Origin of the sequence: Lentibacillus songyuanensis (assembly GCF_039548255.1) — a bacterium.
Classification (GTDB): domain Bacteria; phylum Bacillota; class Bacilli; order Bacillales; family Amphibacillaceae; genus Lentibacillus_C; species Lentibacillus_C songyuanensis.
In genome coordinates this window covers 40,271-61,576 of record NZ_JBCLVH010000007.1, presented here as the reverse complement: position 1 = coordinate 61,576, position 21,306 = coordinate 40,271, and the positions used below count along the sequence as shown (strand labels likewise).

Sequence of the window (21,306 nt, the reverse complement as noted above, 5' to 3'; positions counted from 1 at the left end):
TACTCCCTATACTATTTCGATAAAAGTTATATATATCCTTTACCCGTTTTATGATTTTTCCATGCATACAAATAATAAATTACTAAAGCATGCCTTAGCTCTTTCCCTTTTAATTTTTTCCTCTACAGTTTCAAACCTATCGTTTAGGAATTAAAGGCGAAATTTGTTATACTGACAACTATATTACATATCCGAGGTGAATTTGATGTCTAATCGAATGGAAACATTAGTACAAAATATGAAAAAGCATGATTTGGATAGTATGCTCATTACTTCTGCAGCCAATTTTTATTACCTGAGCAACTATTACACCGATCCCCACGAGCGGCTTATTGCAGTTTATGTAAGTGTCAACCACGATCCTTTGCTGGTTGTTCCCGCTATGGAAGCCCCCAATGCGAAACAAGCTGGATGGACATTTGAAATTTTGGGGTATCATGATCATGAAGACCCATGGCACCTGATCAAAGCATTTATTCAGAAGACGGGGAAGGCACCACAGTCTATCGGCATTGAATATGACCAAATTACATTGGAGCGTTTTCATCAATTGGAGCGAATCTTGCCGGAGGCTGCGATCACCGATGCCAAAGAAATTCTGGCCAACTTAAGAGTTGTCAAAAGTAAAAAAGAATACACATTGCTAAAACAAGCAGCCCAATTAGCGGACTTTGGTATAGAAACAGGTATAAACGCTATTCGCGAAGGGGTTAGCGAGCTATCGATCGTCGCAACGATTGAATATGAATTAAAAAAACAAGGCATTCAAGGTATGTCTTTTTCAACGATGGCCTTATCCGGAAAGCAAACCGCTTCACCGCATGGCACACCTGGAATGAAAACAATTGAAAAAGGTGATTTGGTTTTGTTTGATCTCGGTGTAGTATTTGAAGGCTATTGCTCCGATATCACACGAACCGTCGCCTTTCAAGCCATCACAGATGAACAAAAAACAATTTATCAAACGGTTCTTGCTGCCGAGCAAAAGGCCATCAACGCATCACAGCTTGGCACACCGGTCGGAAATATCGATTTAGCCGCCAGAAATCACATTGAACAAGCTGGTTTCGGCGAATATTTCACCCACCGGATTGGACACGGCTTGGGCATTGAAACACATGAATATCCATCCTTAAGCAGCAATAATCAGTTAGCCTTGCAAGCAGGCATGTGCTATACGATCGAGCCAGGAATCTATATTCCAAACGTTGGCGGGGTGCGGATTGAAGATATGATTTTCACCACGGACAAGGGGCCGGAACAATTAACGAAAGCACCTAAAGAACTGCAAATTGTTGATTAGTAATGAGAAAGAAAGGGAGACTAATCCATCAATGGAATAGTCTCCCTTTTGTTGTCTTTCATTTTCTAAAAATCCAGCCTCAATTCTCCAATAATGCATCAGCCGAACTATAATCCAGTCCGTGTGCCTCAGCAACCGCTTGGTAGGTGACATAACCAGATAACGTATTAATTCCTTTACGCAAAGGTTCATTATCAAGGCAAGCCTGTTTATAGCCTTTGTTTGCCAATTGCAATGCGTATGGAACCGTGACATTGGTTAACCCAATCGTTGATGTCCGTGGAACTGCACCAGGCATGTTAGCCACCGCATAATGGACAACGCCATGCTTCGTATAGGTTGGATTGTCATGTGTTGTTACATGGTCACTTGTGGCAAATATTCCTCCTTGATCAATAGCAACGTCGACAATTACCGAGCCATCTGACATCGAAGCAACCATGTCTTCCGTTACTAGTGTTGGCGCTTTAGCCCCTGGAATTAACACCGCACCAATAACCAGGTCTGATTCCGCGACTGCTTCACGAATATTCATCGGGTTCGACATTACCGTATTAACCGATGAACCAAACAAATCATCCAGTTCCTTCAATCGCTGCGGATTCAAATCCATGATGGTGACATCTGCGCCAAGTCCAACAGCAATTTTTGCAGCGTTTGTACCTACACCACCGCCACCGATAATCGTAACTTTGCCGCGTTTGACACCAGGAATCCCAGCAAGTAAAATACCTTTTCCACCCTTGGAGCGCTCCAGAAACTGTGCCCCGATTTGTGCAGACATTCGGCCAGCAACTTCACTCATTGGGTTCAGTAATGGTAATGAGCGATTTGGCAGCTGTACCGTTTCATAGGCAATACCAACGACTTTTTTCTCGATCATTGCCTTCGTTAACTCTGGTTCATTTGCAAGATGTAAATATGTAAACAAGATAAGGCCTTCATAAAAATAGTCATATTCCTCTGGAAGTGGTTCTTTCACTTTCATAACCATTTCCTGTGCCCATGCTTCTTTTGCGGTTGGTGTAATAATCGCACCTGCTGCTTCATATTGGTCATCGGTAAAACTGGATCCTGCGCCAGCTCCTGTTTCAACGTAAACATCATGTCCAGCGTTTTTTAATGTCACGACCCCAGCTGGTGTCATCGCAACCCGGTTTTCATTATTTTTAATTTCCTTTGGCACCCCTATTTTCACCTTTTCCAACCTCCCCAAATCTTGTAAAATATACTTCTATTATTTAACTGAAAGCATTTTCATTGTACCAAAGTTATCTATAAAAGCGCAAGCAACGTACCGGGGTATTTCCAGACGTATCTAAAACCTATCACCGGTAGCGATTAATGACATCAAGTCCGCCCGTGATTTCAAAAATCGAACCAGTTATCATATCTGAGTCATCATCACATAAAAATAAAATCGTTCTCGCTATGTCCTCCCCGGTCCCCGATCGACCTATTGGTGTCTGATTATCATAATTTTTCCGGCTTTGTGCAATCGTTGCCTCTTTCATCGCACCCTCAATATTTCCAGGACATACCATGTTTGAGGTGATGTGATGCTCTGCCTCCTCAAAAGCAACGGATTTGGTTAATGAGGTTAAGCCACTCTTGGCCGCAGCAAATGCCGAACGATATAACCAGCCGGCAGCACCATTCGCACCTTGAAAACCATAATTCACAATACGACCAAACTGTTGCTCGCGCATATGTGGAATGGTTAACTTTAATAAGTAAAAAATGGCATCCAAATTCCCATACATCATTTCATGCCATTCCTCTTGGGTATAATCAAGTAATTTTTTTCGTTCAAAAATAAATGGACCGGCATTATTAATAAGATAATCAACCCCGCCAAATACATTCATTGCTTCTGCAACCAAGTTCTCAACACTTTGTTTATCTGTGACATCGGCTTGAACAAGATGTAAGGCATCATCATAAGCAGAAAGTTCCTGCATCACCTTCATAGCTTTATCATAATTACGGTGATAAGTAATGGTAACATGGTGTCCTTCCTTCAAGAAAGCCTCGGTTACCATTCTTCCCAGCCCCGATGTTCCTGCCGTTATCAGTGCATGCCCCAAATTTTCATCCTCCTCCATTTAGCAAAGATGCGAACTATTTCATGAATGGAATTATATCATAAGATAGAAGGGAAGCAAACAAAAGCACAAGCACGAAACGATTTTGATCGAGGATGTTTAATGAGATCATCCACCCCGGTTGGACCGTAAACGGTTCCGACCCCCGAAAGTTAGAGTAGAAAAATCTATTTTTCGGGGGTCGGAACCTTGCTGGTCTGCTATTTCTTCTGGTTATTAAATGTGTGGATGCTTCGATTATTTGATAAATTTTCCTTATCCTCAATCACACCGCTTTGATAACTTTCAATCAACTGATTTTTTACCGCTTCAACACCTTTTTCATCCTCAAAAAACTTATTTGACTTTGCCAAAAAAATCACCTCCATTTATAGTATGTGTCAAATACGTTACAACAAATGCCGATAAATATTTCCATTTACACAAACAAAGTAGACATACAGTGATTATCTATAATAAAAAAAGGGTATAGACATATAGATAGTAAAAGAGGGGGAGTTATAAATGGACTTTGAATACAAACATATTGTCGTTGCTTTGGATGGATCGGATGCAGCAGAAGCAGCTTTTAAAAAATCACTGGATATCGCCAAACGCAATAATGCCAGATTAATTCTTACCCATATTGTTGATTCACGTACATTTGCAACCGCAGAAGCTTATGATCGAACCCTCGCAGAACGCGCTGAAACGTATGCCAAAGATTTGTTGGACGGTTACATGGATAAAGCACGTGAGGAAGGAGTCAGCAACGTGGTACGCTGTATTGAATATGGTTCCCCTAAAGTAAAAATTGCAAAGGATGTTGCCGCCGACTTTCAAGCTGATTTAATTATTTGCGGCGCGACCGGAATGAACGCGGTAGAACGATTCTTAATCGGCAGCGTTTCAGAAAGTATTACCCGTTATGCGAATTGCGATGTGTTAGTCGTGCGTTAGTGTTAGCATGTTCATTAACTATAAATTTTTTAAAAAAACGCTCCTTTTAACAGGTAGCGTTTTTAGTTTCTATCCTTATGCAGTTCATGCACCACATGTGAAAGCTCTGGAAGGATGAGCTTATTCATCGCAAGCTTTACCGCTCCGGTTGACCCCGGGGTAGAAAATACAGCTGTATCATCAATCACACCAGCAACCGCTCGTGAAAGGATAGCAGCTGACCCGATATCCTCCTGATAACTAAGCATCCGAAAGATTTCTCCAAAGCCTGTCATTTCTTTATGCAACATCTCTTTCATTGTTTCAATCGTAACATCACGATGAGAGATGCCTGTTCCTCCATTTGTCAAAATAATATCGATTGCAGTATCTTGTACGCCCTTTGTTGTCATTGCTCGAATAGCAGTTGGATCATCCTTTACAATTTCTGCACATGCTACATGGTGGCCAGCTTGGTCAAGCAGAGCGGTCATCAATTTTCCACTCTTATCGGTTTCTTTTGTTCGTGAATCACTAATAGTAATAACCATACAATTTAATGACTGCTGTTCAACATGGTGAACCATCGCTTTCCCCCCTTATTTTTTATCACAACAGTCTGGGCACGCAACGATCACGTCGTCAAACGCACCGTGTCCCTAGCGATCATTACCTCTTCATCGGTCGGTATGACAATGACTTTTACTGGAGAGTGCGGATAATTGATGAACGCTTCCTTTCCGCGAACATGGTTTAATGCCGGGTCCCAGTACACCCCCATAAATTCCAGTCCGGTCAACACTTTTTTTCTTATTGTTACACTGTTTTCACCAACACCTGCTGTAAATATAATCGCATCAACACCAGACATTTTAGCAGCATACGACCCTAAATATTTATGAATTCTCGTCGCAAATACTTCTAGAGCCAATTCCGCCCGATCATTTTCTTCCGCCTGTTCTTCAATATCCCGTAAATCACTTGAAAACCCGGACAAGGCAAGCATGCCGCTTTGCTTATTGAGCACGTCAACAACTTCTTCAGCTGTCTGCCCAGTTTTCTCCATAATATATGGAATTAGCGCAGGGTCAAGGTTACCAGATCGGGTGCCCATCGTTACCCCTGCAAGCGGTGTAAAGCCCATGGAAGTATCGATGGATTTCCCCTGATCAATTGCGGTGATACTTGCACCATTTCCCAAGTGACAGGAAATGAGCCGCAATTGTTCCAATGGGATGCCTAATAATTCGGACGCACGCTTGGAGACATATTTATGCGATGTCCCATGAAAGCCATATTTACGAATTCCGTATTTTTTATAGTAGTCATAGGGCAAGCTATATAAATACGATTTCTCTGGCATCGTTTGGTGAAAAGCCGTATCGAACACCGCAACCATATCTACATGTGGGAGCACCTCTCGAAAGGCTCGGATACCGGTTAAATTGGCAGGGTTATGAAGCGGAGCCAGCTCCGATACCGCTTCAATTTCCTGAATAACGTCATCGGTTATTTTTACGGAATCAGTAAACCGCTCACCGCCATGTACGACTCGATGGCCGATCGCGCTTATTTCACCAAGGGATTGAATCACTCCAGATGTTTTTAATCGTTCCAGCAGCCATTTTACCGCTGCTTCGTGATCAGGAATGGCCGCATCCATGCTTTTTTTCTCCCCATTAATTTCAATGGTGAATAGTGGATTCTCCAGTCCAATCCGCTCGATAACACCTTTTGCCAACACGTTTTCTTCTGGCATTTGAATGAGCTGATATTTTAATGATGAACTTCCAGCATTAATTGCTAAAATAAGCATGTCATTTATCCCCTTACTTCAGATAATCAGCAAACCAGCTGTTCATTTGATCCAGTATATCATTCATTGCTTTTGTGTTCTTAAAAGATGGTAAATGAACAAGCAAAGGCTGTTTAGGTGTCGCGGTATGCTTGCCTTTTTTCTGTAAGACCAATAAACTCTTGCCATTTTTGTCTGATTTGAAGGCACTTTCAGGCAAACGAAGTACACCAACAATGTGGGCATGCTGTTGCAAATAGGTATGCAAGCTTTCTGATTGATCACTATCGAACAGAAAATCAGGAATAACAAAAATAGCATATCCTGCTTCATTCATATAGTTCAAGCTTTGTTCAATAAATAAATGATGCGCATAGGAATGCCCCTTGTCCGCACATAATGCATAATCCTTTGCACGAATATCATCCGGATAATACCCAACTGGCAAGTCGGCAACAACTAAATCAACCGGATCCAGTAAAAATGGACGAAGACTATCCTGATGGAAAAACTCAATGGCTGCTTCTTGCAAATTGGCATTGATCAAAGCCAGACGAATGAGTGTCGGGTCTACCTCACTGCCAAATACCTCCATTTTTTTATTCAGCTGTTTCATCACAGCTATCAACAGATTACCCGTTCCACATGCTGGGTCAAAAATTCGTAATGTTTCCCTATCCTTAAATAGCTTTTCGGCTAAATATCCAATTAACAACGACACAGTTTCCGGTGTCATAAAGTGCTGTTGCTGTGTAGCGTTTTTCATTCCCTTTAAGGTAGCGAATTGAATTGCTTTCTGTATTTCCGCTTTCGTATAGTGCTCGAGCTTAATCTCTTGGCCAGCATTAAGAATCTTTTGCTTTCGAATCTCGTCACTAATCCCGGTTGTATCCTGATTAATAAGCGACTCCAAAACAATTGCAAGACTGTCCAAATATGGCTCATCCTTTTGTTGCTGGATCGCCTCCACCGTACGATCAATCAACATATAAAGTGTTTCCATGTTTGTTTTTTCCATTGGTACTTCCTCCGTTCCATCAGCTTAAGGCGTCCTCATTGTACCAAAATATAGTGGGGTATGTACAAGAATGAATCCTATTTTAATCGCAATCATGTAAAAACGTCACGTGTTTCTAATTTACACGAACAGTCATACAACATTAAAAAATCCCTCCAGCTGCCAGCAAGAGAGATTTTTCCACGTCCGGTTCCAGCACCCAGCGACTAATAGCCAACATCCGCCTCCGTACGATAAGTCAACATCGGTTCGAGGATAAAGGAAGGCCGACTAAAAAACGGGCTTGCCGCCCAATATCGGCATACCCCTGTTGCAGGGGCATGTAACATTATCTCCTTCCTACAGTTCAGTCCAGTCTATACGTCGCTGACCGGGCGCTTTCACCTTTGTTCATTATTTAGCTGTTTTGGCAGCCTCTAACGCTTTTTCATAATCGGGATGGTTAGTTACTTCGTCAACGTATTCGACATATGTAACCGTGTTATTGGAATCCACTACAAACACTGCCCGGGCCAATAAGCGCAGTTCTTTAATTAACACACCATATTTCTCACCAAAATCAGCATCCCGATGATCGGATAAGGTGTCAAGATGTTTAATCCCGTTTGCCGCACACCAGCGTGTCTGGGCAAAAGGGAGATCCATGCTAATCGTCAAAACCTGCACCCCCGGTATGTTATCTGCTTCTTCATTAAAACGTCTTGTTTCCTCGGCACATACCCCTGTATCAACTGATGGTACAGCGGCAATCAATTTAACCTTACCTTGATAATTATCCAATGAAACCTCTTGCAGGTCGTTCGACAATACCGTGAAGTCTGGGGCACTGTCTCCCACTTTTATTTCCGTACCAAGAAGTGTAACAGGCTCTTGATGGAATGTAACATTTGCCATATGAATCATTCCTCCTATATTCTTTTCTTCCCTTCTCATTATGAATAAATTACCTGCTAGTGTCCATTAACATGCCTGTCGAAATTGCTACAAATTAGTGAACATAAATTATATGTCATAAATGGACTGATCCGTGTGCGTCATATCTGGCTGCTGTTGTTTTTGATCTTTCCCTTGTTTGGATTGTTTCTTGGAATTTGACGATTCCCGAATCATTTGTTGAATCTTCTCCACAACCTGTGGTGCAAAATCCATCAATTTTTCAACCAAATGTGTATTGCCATCAAGATGAACCATTTTAATACCTTTTGCATTAACAATTAAGAATGCGACCGGCGTAATGGAAACACCACCGCCGCTACCACCGCCGAATGGTAATTCCTGTTGACTATCACTATCTTCTTGATCGGATCCTTTACTTTGTCCTTTAAATTCACTACCCCCGGCAGCGAAGCCAAACCCAACTTTGGAAACCGGAATAATCACACTTCCATCAGGTGATTCTACCGGGTCACCAATAATGGTATTGACTTCTACCATATCCTTCAAATTCTCCATTGCTGTTGTCATTAAACCTTGGATTGGATGTTCAGCCATTTTTATATTCCTCCTTTTTAAATCAAAACTTCTCGTTTTCGAATCGCCGATTTTCGGATCACTTTAATAAGTGCGTGTATAGCTTGTCCAATTCGAATCGATACCATGCAATCTAGTTTGGTAAATACATATTTTCGATTAAATTCGGGCGTTACGGCCAGATTAGGGGAACAATTCAGTTGGCTCCAGTGATCCAAATAACCGATCACCATTCCCTTTATGGCCCATCCCCCTCCAGTTGCCACCCCGGTTGTGCTTGCATCTCCTGTTCCAATACACGAACGCCATTCAAGTCGATGAATCGTCATTTTAGCAATGATGATTCGAACTGCCATGGTCGTATCATGCATGATCGCCAAAAAATCACGGAGCAAATGCTGCACCAATTTCAGTTTTTCATTGATTGTTTTCCCACTAAATTGTTTTTCCCATTGTTTAGAGGATTCCAGATCAGCAAGGTTTACTTTTTTAGTAAATAGCCGGATGCCATATAGTCGGAGCTGAATGGCAGTGATCTGTTTTTGCTTCCCATAGGATAAAGAAAATGTGATATAAACCTTAGAACATAATAAAATAATTAACAGAAAAACAAGCAACAGTCCGATAACAATCCATACCACCAAAAGCCCCCCTTATCTGGAAAAATATACGGCTCTGCTTTATTTTGGTTCGTAATTACGTTTTTTAACCAAAAAATCTCAACAAATAGAAATAATGGTATGGACATGATACACTTAGGCTAAAAGATATATCATGCAAATGGAGGCAAAGAACCAATGCCAAACCGTAAAAATATCTATTTTCATTACTTACAAACCGATAATATAGAAGATACGCTCGCACCTTTATTTGACCTAGCAGAGAAAAATGGCTTTAGCATTGTCTCTGATTCACAAGATGCAAGTATTATTATTAATGTTGGCGGTGATGGGGCATTTTTACAAGGGGTACGCAAAACGGGCTTTCGTCAGGATTGCTTATATCTCGGTATCACCCGATCAAATGAATCTGGTCTTTACTGCGATTTTAACTTAGATAATTTTGATGAAATGCTCCACACCATGCAAAACGCTGAAATGGAAGTACGTAAATTTCCAATCATTAATGTACAGGTAAATGATGGAACGGTCTTTCATTGCTTAAATGAAGTCAGTGTTCGCTCGACAATTATTAAAACAATTGTTATGGATGTACGTATTGATGGTACTCATTTTGAAACATTCCGTGGGGATGGGTTGATTATTGCTACCCCAACTGGCTCCACTGGCTACAATAAATCTACCCATGGTGCAATCATTGATCCTAAAATTCCTTGTTTTCAAGTGTCGGAGCTGGCGTCGCTTAATAACAATCGGTATCGTACACTTGGCTCCTCGTTTGTGTTGAATAGTAATCGTACATTAACACTGGATATTGTTCAGGATGGAAATGATTATCCCATCATCGGATTGGACAACGAGGCATTTCCAATCAAAAATATACAGCATATTCAAGTCAGCCTAAGCAATAACGTTATTAAAACGGTTAAATTAAAGAACAATTCGTATTGGGATCGTGTCAAACGAACATTTTTATAGAAACAATGGTATGAGTAAACCCAGATACGCGAACATCAACCGAATTCGAGGAAATATCGACCATAGAGCGTGCTCATCAACCGATTCCGAGGTAACATCGACCTAAGAGCGTGCTCATCAACCGATTCCGAGGTAACATCGACCTAAGAGCGTGCTCATCAACCGAACTCGAGGTAACATCGACCTAAGAGCGTGCTCATCAACCGAATTCGAGGAAATATCGACAATAGAGCGGCTCATCAACCGAATTCGAGGAAATATCGACCTATGAACGTGAACATCAACTGATTCCGAGGTAACATCGACCTAAGAGCGTGCTCATCAACCGATTCCGAGGAAATATCGACCATAGAGCGTGCTCATCAACCGATTCCGAGGTAACATCGACCTAAGAGCGTGCTCATCAACCGATTCCGAGGTAACATCGACCTAAGAGCGTGCTCATCAACCGATTCCGAGGAAATATCGACAATAGAGCGTGCTCATCAACCGATTCCGATATCGGCCTCAATGCTAAAGCTGACCGCAGCACGGGCGCACCAGAAAGAAGACTGCTCAAATGTTGAGCAGCCTTCTAGCCAACGCTATTGAATTGTTGTTATTGATGTCCGCCGAATTGTTGTTCAGCCATTGTAACTAAACGTTTTGTGATTTCTCCTCCAACAGAACCGTTGGCGCGAGAAGTAGTATCAGCACCAAGTTGTACACCAAATTCTTGAGCAATCTCTGTCTTCATTTGATCCAATGCTTGTTGTACTCCAGGTACGACTAATTGGTTTGAATTATTGTTTGAAGCCATGTGTCTCACCTCCTTGGTACCTATAGAATGTGTAACAAGAAGTAAAAACATACAGCTTTTCTATTGGTAGTTCTTGTAAGTTTCGGCCTATTTTCTCAAAAAGGGGAACTTCACTCAATGAGGATTTCCCGACGAACTCAAATGTTCTGGTGCAGACTCAAACAGAATCGAACCTTAGTTATTAATTGACTCCCGCTTCATGATTTTGCTTCAAAATCATGAAGCGGGAGTCTTATTGCCCGTTAAGGCGATAAGACAATTATACTTAAAATAACCCCTCAAACTCCTGGGCTGTATCACGTTTTCCTGTGAGCTTGATCGTTTCTATACCCTGGACAGCTTCCTGAAGCATTTCTGAAAGATCCATTTGTCCTTCAAAATAATTCACTTTTTCTCTCGAAGGCCTTGTCTTAGGTGACTTCGGAACAAAAATAGTGCAGCAATCCTCATATGGCCGAATCGAAATATCATACGTATCAATATCACGGGCAATCGTAATAATATCATTTTTATCCATGGCGATTAACGGCCGAATAATTGGCAAACTTGTTACCTCATTGATTGCATGCATGCTCTGCATCGTTTGACTGGCAACCTGACCGAGGCTCTCCCCCGTTGTAATCGACAGGATATGTTGTTTCTCGCAAACCATTTGACTAATTCGAAACATCATCCGTCGCATAATGGTCATGGCATATCCATCCGGCATTTCCCGAAAAACATGCTGCTGGATTTTTGTAAATGGCACAACATGAACCTTTATTGAATTCCCGTACTCCGTTAAGCGACTAGCCAGATCCAATACCTTCTGCTTTGCCCGCTCACTGGTAAATGGGGGCGAATGAAAATGGATTGCCTCCATTTCAACTCCACGTTTCATTGCCAAGAACCCTGCAACAGGACTATCAATCCCGCCAGACAACATGAGTAATGTCTTACCCGATGTTCCTACTGGTAAGCCTCCCAAGCCGGGGATAATGCGTGATGTTATATAAGTCGCTTCCGAGCGGATTTCAACCTTTATTTCCACATCCGGATGGTGGACATCTACTTGAAAGCCTGATGTATGGCTTAACAAATGCCCGCCAAGCACCTGATTCATTTCCTGCGAACGAATCGGGAATTCTTTATCAATTCGTTTTACGGATACCTTAAATGTCTTCGCCTCCGTATTACTTTTCAACGCATATAATGCAGCATCTTTTATTTGTGTTTCATCATTTTCCACCTTGATGGCCAAGCTCAGGCTATGAATGCCAAAGACCTGTTTGCATGCCACGATAATCGGTGCTGGATCTTCCCCATTTAACAGAACGAACATCCTTCCTTGTGTCCGTTTTACTTTTACCCTGGGATAGTCCTTAAGCTTATGCTGAATATTCTCCTGTAGCTTTACAATAAATGTTTTAATATTTTTTCCCTTCAAGGCCATCTCGCCATATCGGATTAATATATGATCAAACTCCATTGGTTATCTACTCCATTACTTCTTTTAATTGATTGATTGCTTTCCTTAATACCTTGATAAATGTGGTTAGTTCTTCTTTTGTTGTATCGTACGACAAGCTCACTCGTAAGGCAGATGTCGTTCGTTCCTGACTGAAACCACAAGCAGCCAGAATTTTGCTTTCATCCGCCAGTTTAGACGAACACGCTGATTTGGTAGAAATATAAATTTCCTGTTCCCCAAGAATATGAATGAGCACCTCGGGCTTTAACCCTGGAACTGAGAAATTCATCATGTGGGGTGCCGCATTTTCCGGTGTATTGATATAAATACCATCTATCTTTCCTAATTCGCTCCGAAGATAATCTTGTTGCTTACATAATTTGTCCAAGTCTGTTTTTCGTTTAGCAAAAACCAATCGGAATGCCTTGGCAAGCGAAACAGCACCAGCCAAATTTTCTGTACCAGAACGAATGGCTCGTTCCTGGTTTCCACCATGTAACAATGGGAACAATTTCACACGGCTGTTGACATATAAGACACCTGTCCCTTTTAGTCCATGAATTTTATGACCGGACATGGTACATAGATCAATCCCGCTATCCGCCAATTGTAACGGTAGTTTTCCCAATCCTTGCACAGCATCAACATGAAAGCGTAATTTGGGATAGTTTTTTACGATGGCGCCAATTTCTTCAACTGGCTGCACGGACCCAAGCTCATTATTCACATGCATGATAGTAATCAGAATGGTATCATTACGAATTGCTTGTTTAACATCCGCTATTGATACTACACCATTTTGATTAACAGGTAAATACGTGATCACAAAGCCTAGTGTTTCCAATGCCTGACATGCTTCAATTACCGAGGGGTGCTCGATTTCAGTTGTAATGATATGTTTTCCCCGCGACTGATGCTTCAGTGCAATTCCTTTTATCGCTGTATTATTCCCTTCCGTTCCACCAGACGTAAAAATAATCTCGCTTGGATCGACATGCAATAATTGGGCTACCTGTTCCTTCGCTTTCCAAAGAAGCTTTTCCGCCTTCCCGCCGAATTGGTGGATGGAAGAAGGATTCGCAAAGAAAGTTTCAGAAACTTGCTGAAAGCTTTGCAGTACCTCAGGATATGGTTTGGTTGTTGCACAGTTATCTAAGTAAATCATTTTTCTAACCTCTTTTAAAAAATAGATAAGGCTGGCCTAAGGAAAAGAGTTTAACCTCCCTTTCCAAAAGACAGCCTTTCATTACGTTAATTCATTACTTTCTCATGAAATGCTTCCAAACGTTGTAATGCACCAGGTTCAATTTCTTCCAGGGCTTTTGCAGCATGCTCCAGTGATAATTCATATTCATACGACCGAAATAACCGTTCCGCTTCTGCTAATTTAGCTGCAAGTAATGGATATTTACTTCGGTACCGGTTCGCATATTGAATGACCCGCTCCGTTAAATATGCTTGTTCCAGTAAAGTATCGGTTTGTTGAATAAGCGAATCCATTTCTCGTTTTGCCTCTGCCAATGCCTGTTGAACAAGACTAATATCCAGCGGTTGTCGTTCTAATGCTTGTAAAACCTGGATATTCTTATCATTTGCTGTCTCCGCCATATTCCAGATAAACGTAGGAACTCCAGGAATATTGCTTTTGTGCAACTTTCTTATTGTATCATTTAGCTGGGCTTTCATGTCAGCGAGTTCTTCTTTCGCCTCAATTTCGTCTTTTCGTAAGTTATGGATCCGCTTTTTAAATGCGGCATGTTCTTCTTGTAAGGATTCAACCTGTTGGAAGCCCCCTTCCACAACTTCACGTAATTCGGAATGAGATTTCGTTTCATTTTCCAGGTTCACTTGCAGCTCTTCTAATTGTCTTTTCAACTGAGTGATCGCCTTGTCCAGGGTGACATATTTCTCCATATCACTGTCTTCAAAGTGATAAGCTTGCTTTAATGTTCCCACTTCTGCCTTTGTTTCCTGAAATGAGGTGTCTAATTCATCAATTAGATGCTGGTAAGTAGGAATTTGCGTTTCCATGTAGTTTTTGGCAATTGCCTCTTTTTCCAACAGCACATATATTTCTTTTATCCGTTCATCCAATTCGGTAATTAATGATTTTGCTTCCTCGACACTACCTTTATCCAAGGACTCGACACTGGCTGACAATCGAAGCTGGTAATTATGTATTTCCTTCTCCAATCCAAGGTATTCGACACGATACCCGTCTTGTTTCATACCTTTTATACCAGTGTACAACTCATCTAATTGTGCCGGTAATTCTTGTTTACACGCTTTGTAGATCGATGGGAACTCCTCCATTTGTTTTTGAAGAACCTCCAGCTCCTGTTTCAGTTCATGAACAACCTGCTGTGCCTCATAGTAATCACCGGCGTTGGTCAACGTGTGATAGCGACTCGATTTTTCATCGAGTTCATCGATTTCCACTTCGAAACGTACCTCCGCTTTCCCATACTGATAACGGTATTGGGAAAGCATTTTGTGCAACGCCTTTATTTCTGGTTCGATGTGTTCGATTTCTTCCCGGCTGTTTTTCTCTGACTCAAGCAACTGTTCCAACTCTTGCAAAATTGTCTCAATATCCTTTTCAATGGTTTCTAATGTTTGTTCTGATTTTCGCAAAGTCTTTTTCGCGGTCGGGAAACGATATTTATCAGCAGCTTCTTCGGCATCCAGAAGATATTCCTCAATATTAGGCAATTCCTGTGTTACCACGTACTCCCAGCGTTCTTTCCACATTTCAAACTTCTCTTGCGCCTCACCAGACAAATTTAAACTTTTAATCCGTTGCAATTCGGCTGCAATATTCCGGCTCATAATCTCCAGCTTCCAACTTTCCTGCTGATCAACAACATCATATACCCGTTTTCGTAAAATAAGGCCAACAATGATTAATGCGATGATAACTAATATCGTTCCAATGATAATTGACATGCTTTGCCCTCCTAACCATCTTCTTTCCTGTATAAGAGGATATTTCTCCAATCGTGTTCAAAACGTTCGTAAACAAGCCATTCGGAAGTTTTCTATTGTTCACTATACGTATTGAACTACTTCAATAAAATCTCTCGAAAAACAGGTATTTTAATGTACGTATTTTTGCATTCGATTATTGTATACTAATGATACCATGTAAACAGCATTTTTGGCTAAAAAAAATCAAATAAATTAATGATTTGACAAATTTTTTGCGAAAAGAGCAATAAAATGACACGGGCTTGTTTATACAAAGCCTATTTTTTAATGTTGCACAATAAAGTCCAGCCACTGATGAATGGTTTTTACATACTTTCGGACAAACAGGCTATGCGATTGTTTGCCAATCACCTGATGTTTCCATTCATTCTGCAAAACATATGGTGTGATTAACATCCCTTTCAACTGCATTAACAAAAATTGCTGATCTACTTTTTGCTTCTTCGACAAAATGGAAGCAAATGCATTACTTATGTAATAATTTTCTTTTGCGATATACGTAACCGCCATTTCTCTTACAAACACAGAATCAAGCGAAAGCTCGCGTAAGATAAAACAGGAAAATTGATGGTTATCTTGCCGATACTGTATAATGGTTTCGATTAGCTTTTTTGCTCGGCTTAATGCAGGTTCCTCTGCTGACGCTTGCCATGTTTCTTCCATCAATTTGAGGTACAGTTCATAGTATTGGGTGACAACGTGTTCCAGCAAGCCCTGCTTACTTTTAAAATAATAGCTGATCAGCGAAACATTTACACAAGCCTTATCGGCAATGTCACGAACCGAAGTACCATGAAACCCCTTCTGAAAAAATAAGGAAGAAGCTGCAACCATTACTTTTTGTTTTGAGGGATTATTTTTCAATGCTTTCATCTCCTTACTTCCTAAATACGACAAAGGACATGATAATCCTGCAATTTCTTCTCGACATTTGCTGCAGGGAAAATGTCGAAATCACGCAATAGAAAGGAAAATGATAGATGTTTCAAACACAAACTTATTCTGGAAATAAAGCGAATGATTACGAATTAGTGCTTAAACAACTTACCGCACTATCAGAGGGGGAAACGGATCCGATTGCTATCATGGCCAACGCATCCGCCTTGTTAAAGCAGTTTTTAACCGATGTTAACTGGGTTGGCTTCTACCTTTGGAAACAAGATGAATTGGTTCTCGGACCTTTCCAGGGACTGCCTGCCTGTATCCGGATCCCTTATGGCAAAGGGGTTTGTGGAACGGCACTAAAAGAACGAATCACCAAACGTGTTGCTGATGTGAATCAATTCCCCGGACATATTGCTTGCGACAGTGCCAGCCGCTCGGAGATTGTTGTCCCCTTACTAGTCGATAACGCTCCTTATGGAGTTCTTGATATCGATAGTCCACGTACAAATCGTTTTGATGACACAGACGAAGTATATATTGAAAAATTCGCTAAAATCGTCGAAACATTTTTAAGTTAATGTTTAATTATATGGAAAAACAAAAGCTATGGCTTTTAAAAGCCATAGCTTTTGTTTATTTCATTTATCCTGTTCTTTTTTGCACGCTTCGTCTCTTTTACAACGCGGTTTTTTCCACCACTTTTCGCTTCATATAATGCTTTGTCCGCCCGAATAAATAGTTCTTTTACGGAATCTGATGTTTGCTCCGTCCAGGTTGATACCCCACAGGAGAGTGTAATTCGCGGTGCTGTCAAGTGCTGTACTTGTTTTCTGATTCGCGTTGCTAAACAAACACCATCCTCTATCGTTAAGCCGGGCAAATAGATTGCTAATTCCTCACCGCCCCAGCGCGCAGGAATATCATTGTCGTTTAGGTTTGCCTTAATCACCTCAGCCACTTGCTTAATGACCTCATCACCAACACTATGTCCATAGGTGTCATTGATCTGCTTGAAATCATCAATATCAAATAAAATTAATGTTCCTTGTTCAGCTGTGGCCATATAAAGTTGAATTTGATCGTCCAAGTGGTTTCGGGAATATAACTTTGTTAAATAGTCAGTAATTACTGCTTTTTCCAGTTGTTCTTTTAAAATAGCATTAACCATTGCTAATGTGGAGTGCTGAATCAATGATTGCATTAATTTAAAACTATCGAATGAAAAAAAGTATTCATCTTTCTGCAACATGGCTACCATACCATGGATCTCTCCGGAATGGAGCATTGGAATGACCATCACCGAACGAAAAGGAAAAGGATGAGCGGTTTTAAAGTCACCACTAAAAATGGCTTCCTTCGCCTGCTTCAGCCTATTCTGAACAGATTCAATAAAAGCGAGGCTGTCTTCTGTATAGAAAAACTTGGTACTCCCTGGCAAAATGTCCATGTCACGCATTTCTGCTTTCATAAAGTAGAAGAATCCAACCTCTGTTGCGTGACAAGAGTCAATAATATATTGTTTCACAATCGAAGTTATTTCCGGGATTTTTAAATTTGTATTCAATTGGTGCGTTGCATCATTAATCATTTTCAAATCCGTAACCAGCCCTTTTGAATGCGCATATAGGGTAGCATTTTCAATGGCCTTCCCGGAAATGACAGCAAATTGTATCATGAAATCGATTTCTTCCCCTGGAAAGTCAACCGCTTCCGGTGCAATAATCTGCAAGACACCATAAACACCCTGGTCACCTTTTAATGGTGCATATAGGCAAGTGTTTTTTTCTTTTATACGATTCTCCAGCTGTACCTCTCCCGTAATGAACGCTTGCGTACTGGCCCATTTCGTTGCATCATCACTGTACGCAATCGTTTTAACAGGCAATGCATGATCCATTTCATAATCCTGTGACAGCAGCAAATGGTAAGTAAAATCAGGATAGATAACATCCAGGGACTTTGTAATCTCTACTAAAATATCTTTCTTATCTGTTAAGGAATAACAACGTGACATCAGATCGTATAAAAATTTATTTTTCCGGTTCGTATCGTCCGTTTTTCTTTGCTGGTTTAAAATGGAAAAAAGTCGTTCGAGTTGTATCTTTAAGAATGAAGGCCACTGTTTTATTTCAGCTTTACCTGATATGGATATCCCAATAAAAGCTGCCGGTTTGCTTTTCGGTACAATTGGTACAATAACGAATTGTAAATCAGATGGTATTTGACATACCTTCCCCATATTTTTCATTCGAACGATCGTGTTTGTCCGAATTGCCAAATCGCCATGATCGAATAATTGCTGCTTCCGAATCGGTAATGATTGATTTCCAACCTGCTTGTATGAATTAGTCCAAGCATGCTCCACAAAAACAGTGACCTTTGTGTCCAAGTTTTGCTGCAATTTCTCAACAAGCAGAAAAAGCAGCTCATCCTCAGAACAATCAGTCATCATGGTAATTATTTCAAAGCAGATACTTTTTAATTTTTCTTCATGAAATGTATCTTTTTTTGTCATTTGATCACCCATTATACGGATAATTATTGATTTTACGTTTTCATTTATTTCTTTTATTATAAACTATCTAGTCATATTTTCCTATATCAGAATGGAAATTCCTTTATTTTGTATTGATATCGTGATAAAGCATTGACTTTGCCGGGCAAAACTTATATACTATGCTTTGTGTAAAATAAAAGCGGCCTTTGTGGACCACGTATGTGATCATTTTGTTCCTTCTTTTTGAAGAAGGTGTATCGTGTAACTCTCTGCTGCTGGAGCGATGGTACATGAAAACAAAATGAGCAGCGCCGGAACACGCACTTTTTTTTATGCAAATAAACGATAAAGGAGGAAATGTCTAATGGCACGATTTACTGGATCTGTATGGAAAAAATCCCGTCGTCTTGGCATTTCATTAACTGGAACTGGTAAGGAGCTAGACAAGCGTCCTTACGCTCCTGGGCAACATGGCCCGAACCAACGTAAGAAAATCTCTGAATACGGCTTACAACAACAAGAGAAGCAAAAACTTCGCTTTATGTATGGCTTAAATGAACGTCAATTTAAGAATACATTCAACCAAGCTGGTAAAATGAAAGGTGTTCATGGTGAGAACTTCATGGTATTACTAGAATCTCGCCTAGACAACATCGTATTCCGCCTTGGCTTAGCTCGTACACGCCGACAAGCACGTCAGCTAGTTAACCATGGCCATGTTACTGTAGATGGTAAGCGTGTGGATATTCCATCCTATCGTCTAAAACCAGGTCAAGTTATTGGTTTGCGTGAACGTTCTCGCAATCTTGATATCGTGAAGGAAGCAATCGAAGTAAACAACTTCATTCCAGAATATCTTACATTTGATGAAGATAAATTGGAAGGCAGCTACAGCCGCTATCCTGAACGTTCAGAGCTTCCAGCCGAAATCAACGAAGCGCTAATCGTTGAATTCTACTCACGTTAAGTTTAAAGCCTTAAAGAACGTAATATTTTATGAGCCCCACAACCTAAATGTACATAGGTTGTGGGGCTCTTCATTTTCAAAGTTTAAAAATCCGTTATCTCGCCAATTTTACTAATCTGTCCCCAGGCTTCTGATATCCCAAAAAACATGTCAACGTTTTTCTTATTGATACCGAACCAAAGAGTACTTCTTTTTCCCTCTCCGAATAATCGTAAACGTATCCTCAATCCGGTCGTCCGCGGTAAGTGTGTATTGCATATCCTGGTTCCGCTCCCCATTGATGTAAATCGCACCGTTCTTGATGTCTTCTCTCGCCTGCCGTTTAGAAGGTGAAATAGATGCGTTCACCAGCAAGTCGATTAAGCCAATCTCATCTTTACCCATATGGTGTGTTGGCACATCCTTAAAGCCTTGTTCGATATCTTGTGCCGACAATTGTTTTAAATCGCCACTAAACAAGGAAGCGGAAATTTTTTGCGCTTGTTCAAGTGCTTCCTGGCTGTGGACCAATCTTGTCATTTCTTCAGCTAAACGCTTTTGTGCCAAACGGTTTTCCGGATGCCGCTCCACCTCCTGCTTTAACCTATCGATTTCAGCTTGTTCCAGGAACGTGAAATAATGGAGAAACTTAATCACATCGCGATCATCCGTATTAATCCAAAACTGGTAAAATTCATAAGGTGTTGTTTTCTCTGCATCAAGCCAGATTGCCCCACCGGCAGTTTTACCAAACTTCGTGCCATCTGCTTTAGTAATAAGTGGAACCGTTAGTCCGAAGACCTTTACCTCTTCATCCGCTTGACCATTTGTCCGACGGATTAATTCCATTCCTGCAGTAATATTGCCCCATTGATCACTTCCCCCGATTTGCAGGCGGCAATCTTCCTGCTCATATAATTTCAGGAAATCAAGCGATTGCAGGATCATATAACTAAACTCAGTAAACGTGATCCCCTTCTCAATTCGTGCAGAAACGGATTCTTTGGCAAGCATATAATTAATACCAAAATGTTTCCCGGCATCACGCAGGAAGTCAATGACGGTCATACTTGCCAGCCAGTCATGGTTATTTCGTGCAAGTGCCGCATTCTTCCCATGATCGAAATCCAGTATATGCGCCAGCTGCTGCTTGATTTTATCGCTAAATCCTTTGACAACTGCTGCATCATTTAATGAACGTTCGGTGGATCGTCCACTTGGGTCACCAATCATCCCTGTTCCGCCCCCAATTAGTGCAATCGGTCGATGCCCTGCATCTTGAAATCGTTTAAGGATTAACATTGGAACCAAATGACCTATATGAAGGCTGTCTGCCGTTGGATCAAAACCGCAATATAGTGTCATCTGGTTATGCTGCAGGTAGTCATTCAGCCCTTCATAATCAGTCGTTTGGTTAATTAAGCCCCGATTTTGTAAATCATCTAAAATATTCATCTTACCTATTCTCCTTTATGCTGTTTTTGACAAATAAAAAATCCCATCCCTCAGGTAAAAGGGACGAGATATCACTCGC

Annotated in this window: 21 protein-coding genes and 1 other annotated feature (1 of these 22 running past the window's edge); of the genes, 5 read left to right on the top strand and 16 right to left on the bottom strand. The window is 40.9% G+C overall.

Annotation, left to right across the window (positions count from 1 at the left end; all coding sequences use genetic code 11):
* Positions 1-205: 205 nt before the first annotated feature.
* Entirely contained in the window at positions 206-1,303 is a 1,098-nt protein-coding gene (locus WMZ97_RS09015) for a M24 family metallopeptidase (RefSeq protein ID WP_343271755.1), read from the top strand.
* Positions 1,304-1,382: 79 nt separating this feature from the next.
* Here the strand turns inward: WMZ97_RS09015 and ald are convergent, their stop codons facing one another.
* The 3 genes from ald to WMZ97_RS09000 form a co-directional block, all read right to left on the bottom strand.
* The gene (gene ald, locus WMZ97_RS09010) at positions 1,383-2,501 is read right to left on the bottom strand and encodes an alanine dehydrogenase (protein WP_343271754.1); all 1,119 of its coding nucleotides are present in this window, start codon (positions 2,499-2,501) and stop codon (positions 1,383-1,385) included.
* Between the two features lie 130 nt (positions 2,502-2,631).
* Complete coding sequence (locus WMZ97_RS09005; protein WP_343271753.1) at positions 2,632-3,390, bottom strand: SDR family oxidoreductase; 759 nt, start codon at positions 3,388-3,390, stop codon at positions 2,632-2,634.
* Positions 3,391-3,608: 218 nt separating this feature from the next.
* Positions 3,609-3,761 carry a hypothetical protein gene (locus tag WMZ97_RS09000; protein ID WP_343271752.1) on the bottom strand — a complete coding sequence of 51 codons (153 nt, stop codon included), beginning with the start codon at positions 3,759-3,761 and terminating at the stop codon, positions 3,609-3,611.
* Between the two features lie 151 nt (positions 3,762-3,912).
* Here WMZ97_RS09000 and WMZ97_RS08995 point away from each other — a divergent pair, with 151 nt between their 5' ends.
* Positions 3,913-4,347: a universal stress protein gene (locus tag WMZ97_RS08995; protein ID WP_343271751.1), complete on the top strand. Its 435-nt coding sequence runs from the start codon at positions 3,913-3,915 to the stop codon at positions 4,345-4,347.
* Between the two features lie 62 nt (positions 4,348-4,409).
* On the opposite strand, the gene WMZ97_RS08990 is transcribed toward WMZ97_RS08995, so the two are convergent.
* The 6 genes from WMZ97_RS08990 to WMZ97_RS08965 form a co-directional block, all read right to left on the bottom strand.
* Positions 4,410-4,913 carry a MogA/MoaB family molybdenum cofactor biosynthesis protein gene (locus WMZ97_RS08990; RefSeq protein WP_343271750.1) on the bottom strand — a complete coding sequence of 168 codons (504 nt, stop codon included), beginning with the start codon at positions 4,911-4,913 and terminating at the stop codon, positions 4,410-4,412.
* Between the two features lie 47 nt (positions 4,914-4,960).
* The gene (locus WMZ97_RS08985; RefSeq protein WP_343271749.1) at positions 4,961-6,142 is read right to left on the bottom strand and encodes an acetate kinase; all 1,182 of its coding nucleotides are present in this window, start codon (positions 6,140-6,142) and stop codon (positions 4,961-4,963) included.
* A 13-nt stretch (positions 6,143-6,155) separates the two neighbouring features.
* Complete coding sequence (locus WMZ97_RS08980) at positions 6,156-7,139, bottom strand: class I SAM-dependent methyltransferase (RefSeq protein ID WP_343271748.1); 984 nt, start codon at positions 7,137-7,139, stop codon at positions 6,156-6,158.
* 393 nt (positions 7,140-7,532) lie between these two features.
* Complete coding sequence (gene tpx, locus WMZ97_RS08975) at positions 7,533-8,033, bottom strand: thiol peroxidase (RefSeq protein WP_343271747.1); 501 nt, start codon at positions 8,031-8,033, stop codon at positions 7,533-7,535.
* A 108-nt stretch (positions 8,034-8,141) separates the two neighbouring features.
* Positions 8,142-8,630 carry a GerW family sporulation protein gene (gene ytfJ / locus WMZ97_RS08970; protein WP_343271746.1) on the bottom strand — a complete coding sequence of 163 codons (489 nt, stop codon included), beginning with the start codon at positions 8,628-8,630 and terminating at the stop codon, positions 8,142-8,144.
* Between the two features lie 17 nt (positions 8,631-8,647).
* Entirely contained in the window at positions 8,648-9,250 is a 603-nt protein-coding gene (locus WMZ97_RS08965; RefSeq protein WP_343271745.1) for a DUF2953 domain-containing protein, read from the bottom strand.
* Between the two features lie 156 nt (positions 9,251-9,406).
* On the opposite strand from WMZ97_RS08965, the gene WMZ97_RS08960 reads away from it, so the two are divergent.
* A complete protein-coding gene (locus tag WMZ97_RS08960) occupies positions 9,407-10,207 on the top strand; it encodes an NAD kinase (protein ID WP_343271744.1) in 801 nt (266 codons plus the stop codon).
* Between the two features lie 598 nt (positions 10,208-10,805).
* Here WMZ97_RS08960 and WMZ97_RS08955 read toward each other — a convergent pair.
* The 5 genes from WMZ97_RS08955 to refZ all read right to left on the bottom strand — a co-directional run bounded on the left by WMZ97_RS08955 (position 10,806) and on the right by refZ (position 16,317).
* On the bottom strand, positions 10,806-11,006 hold the full coding sequence (locus WMZ97_RS08955) for an alpha/beta-type small acid-soluble spore protein (protein ID WP_343271743.1): 201 nt from the start codon (positions 11,004-11,006) through the stop codon (positions 10,806-10,808).
* Positions 11,007-11,271: 265 nt separating this feature from the next.
* Positions 11,272-12,474 carry a tRNA uracil 4-sulfurtransferase ThiI gene (gene thiI, locus WMZ97_RS08950; RefSeq protein WP_343271742.1) on the bottom strand — a complete coding sequence of 401 codons (1,203 nt, stop codon included), beginning with the start codon at positions 12,472-12,474 and terminating at the stop codon, positions 11,272-11,274.
* 7 nt (positions 12,475-12,481) lie between these two features.
* Positions 12,482-13,621: a cysteine desulfurase family protein gene (locus WMZ97_RS08945; protein ID WP_343271741.1), complete on the bottom strand. Its 1,140-nt coding sequence runs from the start codon at positions 13,619-13,621 to the stop codon at positions 12,482-12,484.
* Between the two features lie 86 nt (positions 13,622-13,707).
* Positions 13,708-15,402 carry a septation ring formation regulator EzrA gene (gene ezrA / locus WMZ97_RS08940; RefSeq protein ID WP_343271740.1) on the bottom strand — a complete coding sequence of 565 codons (1,695 nt, stop codon included), beginning with the start codon at positions 15,400-15,402 and terminating at the stop codon, positions 13,708-13,710.
* Between the two features lie 306 nt (positions 15,403-15,708).
* A complete protein-coding gene (gene refZ, locus WMZ97_RS08935; protein ID WP_343271739.1) occupies positions 15,709-16,317 on the bottom strand; it encodes a forespore capture DNA-binding protein RefZ in 609 nt (202 codons plus the stop codon).
* Between the two features lie 107 nt (positions 16,318-16,424).
* Between refZ and WMZ97_RS08930 the strand changes: the two genes are divergently transcribed.
* The gene (locus tag WMZ97_RS08930; RefSeq protein WP_343271738.1) at positions 16,425-16,907 is read left to right on the top strand and encodes a GAF domain-containing protein; all 483 of its coding nucleotides are present in this window, start codon (positions 16,425-16,427) and stop codon (positions 16,905-16,907) included.
* Positions 16,908-16,942: 35 nt separating this feature from the next.
* Here the strand turns inward: WMZ97_RS08930 and WMZ97_RS08925 are convergent, their stop codons facing one another.
* Complete coding sequence (locus tag WMZ97_RS08925; RefSeq protein WP_343271737.1) at positions 16,943-18,844, bottom strand: sensor domain-containing diguanylate cyclase; 1,902 nt, start codon at positions 18,842-18,844, stop codon at positions 16,943-16,945.
* A 346-nt stretch (positions 18,845-19,190) separates the two neighbouring features.
* Between WMZ97_RS08925 and rpsD the strand changes: the two genes are divergently transcribed.
* Complete coding sequence (gene rpsD / locus WMZ97_RS08920) at positions 19,191-19,793, top strand: 30S ribosomal protein S4 (protein WP_343271736.1); 603 nt, start codon at positions 19,191-19,193, stop codon at positions 19,791-19,793.
* Between the two features lie 162 nt (positions 19,794-19,955).
* Here the strand turns inward: rpsD and tyrS are convergent, their stop codons facing one another.
* Positions 19,956-21,227 carry a tyrosine--tRNA ligase gene (gene tyrS / locus WMZ97_RS08915; protein WP_343271735.1) on the bottom strand — a complete coding sequence of 424 codons (1,272 nt, stop codon included), beginning with the start codon at positions 21,225-21,227 and terminating at the stop codon, positions 19,956-19,958.
* Between the two features lie 56 nt (positions 21,228-21,283).
* Positions 21,284-21,306 (bottom strand) — a binding site (T-box leader); it runs 184 nt beyond the window's last position.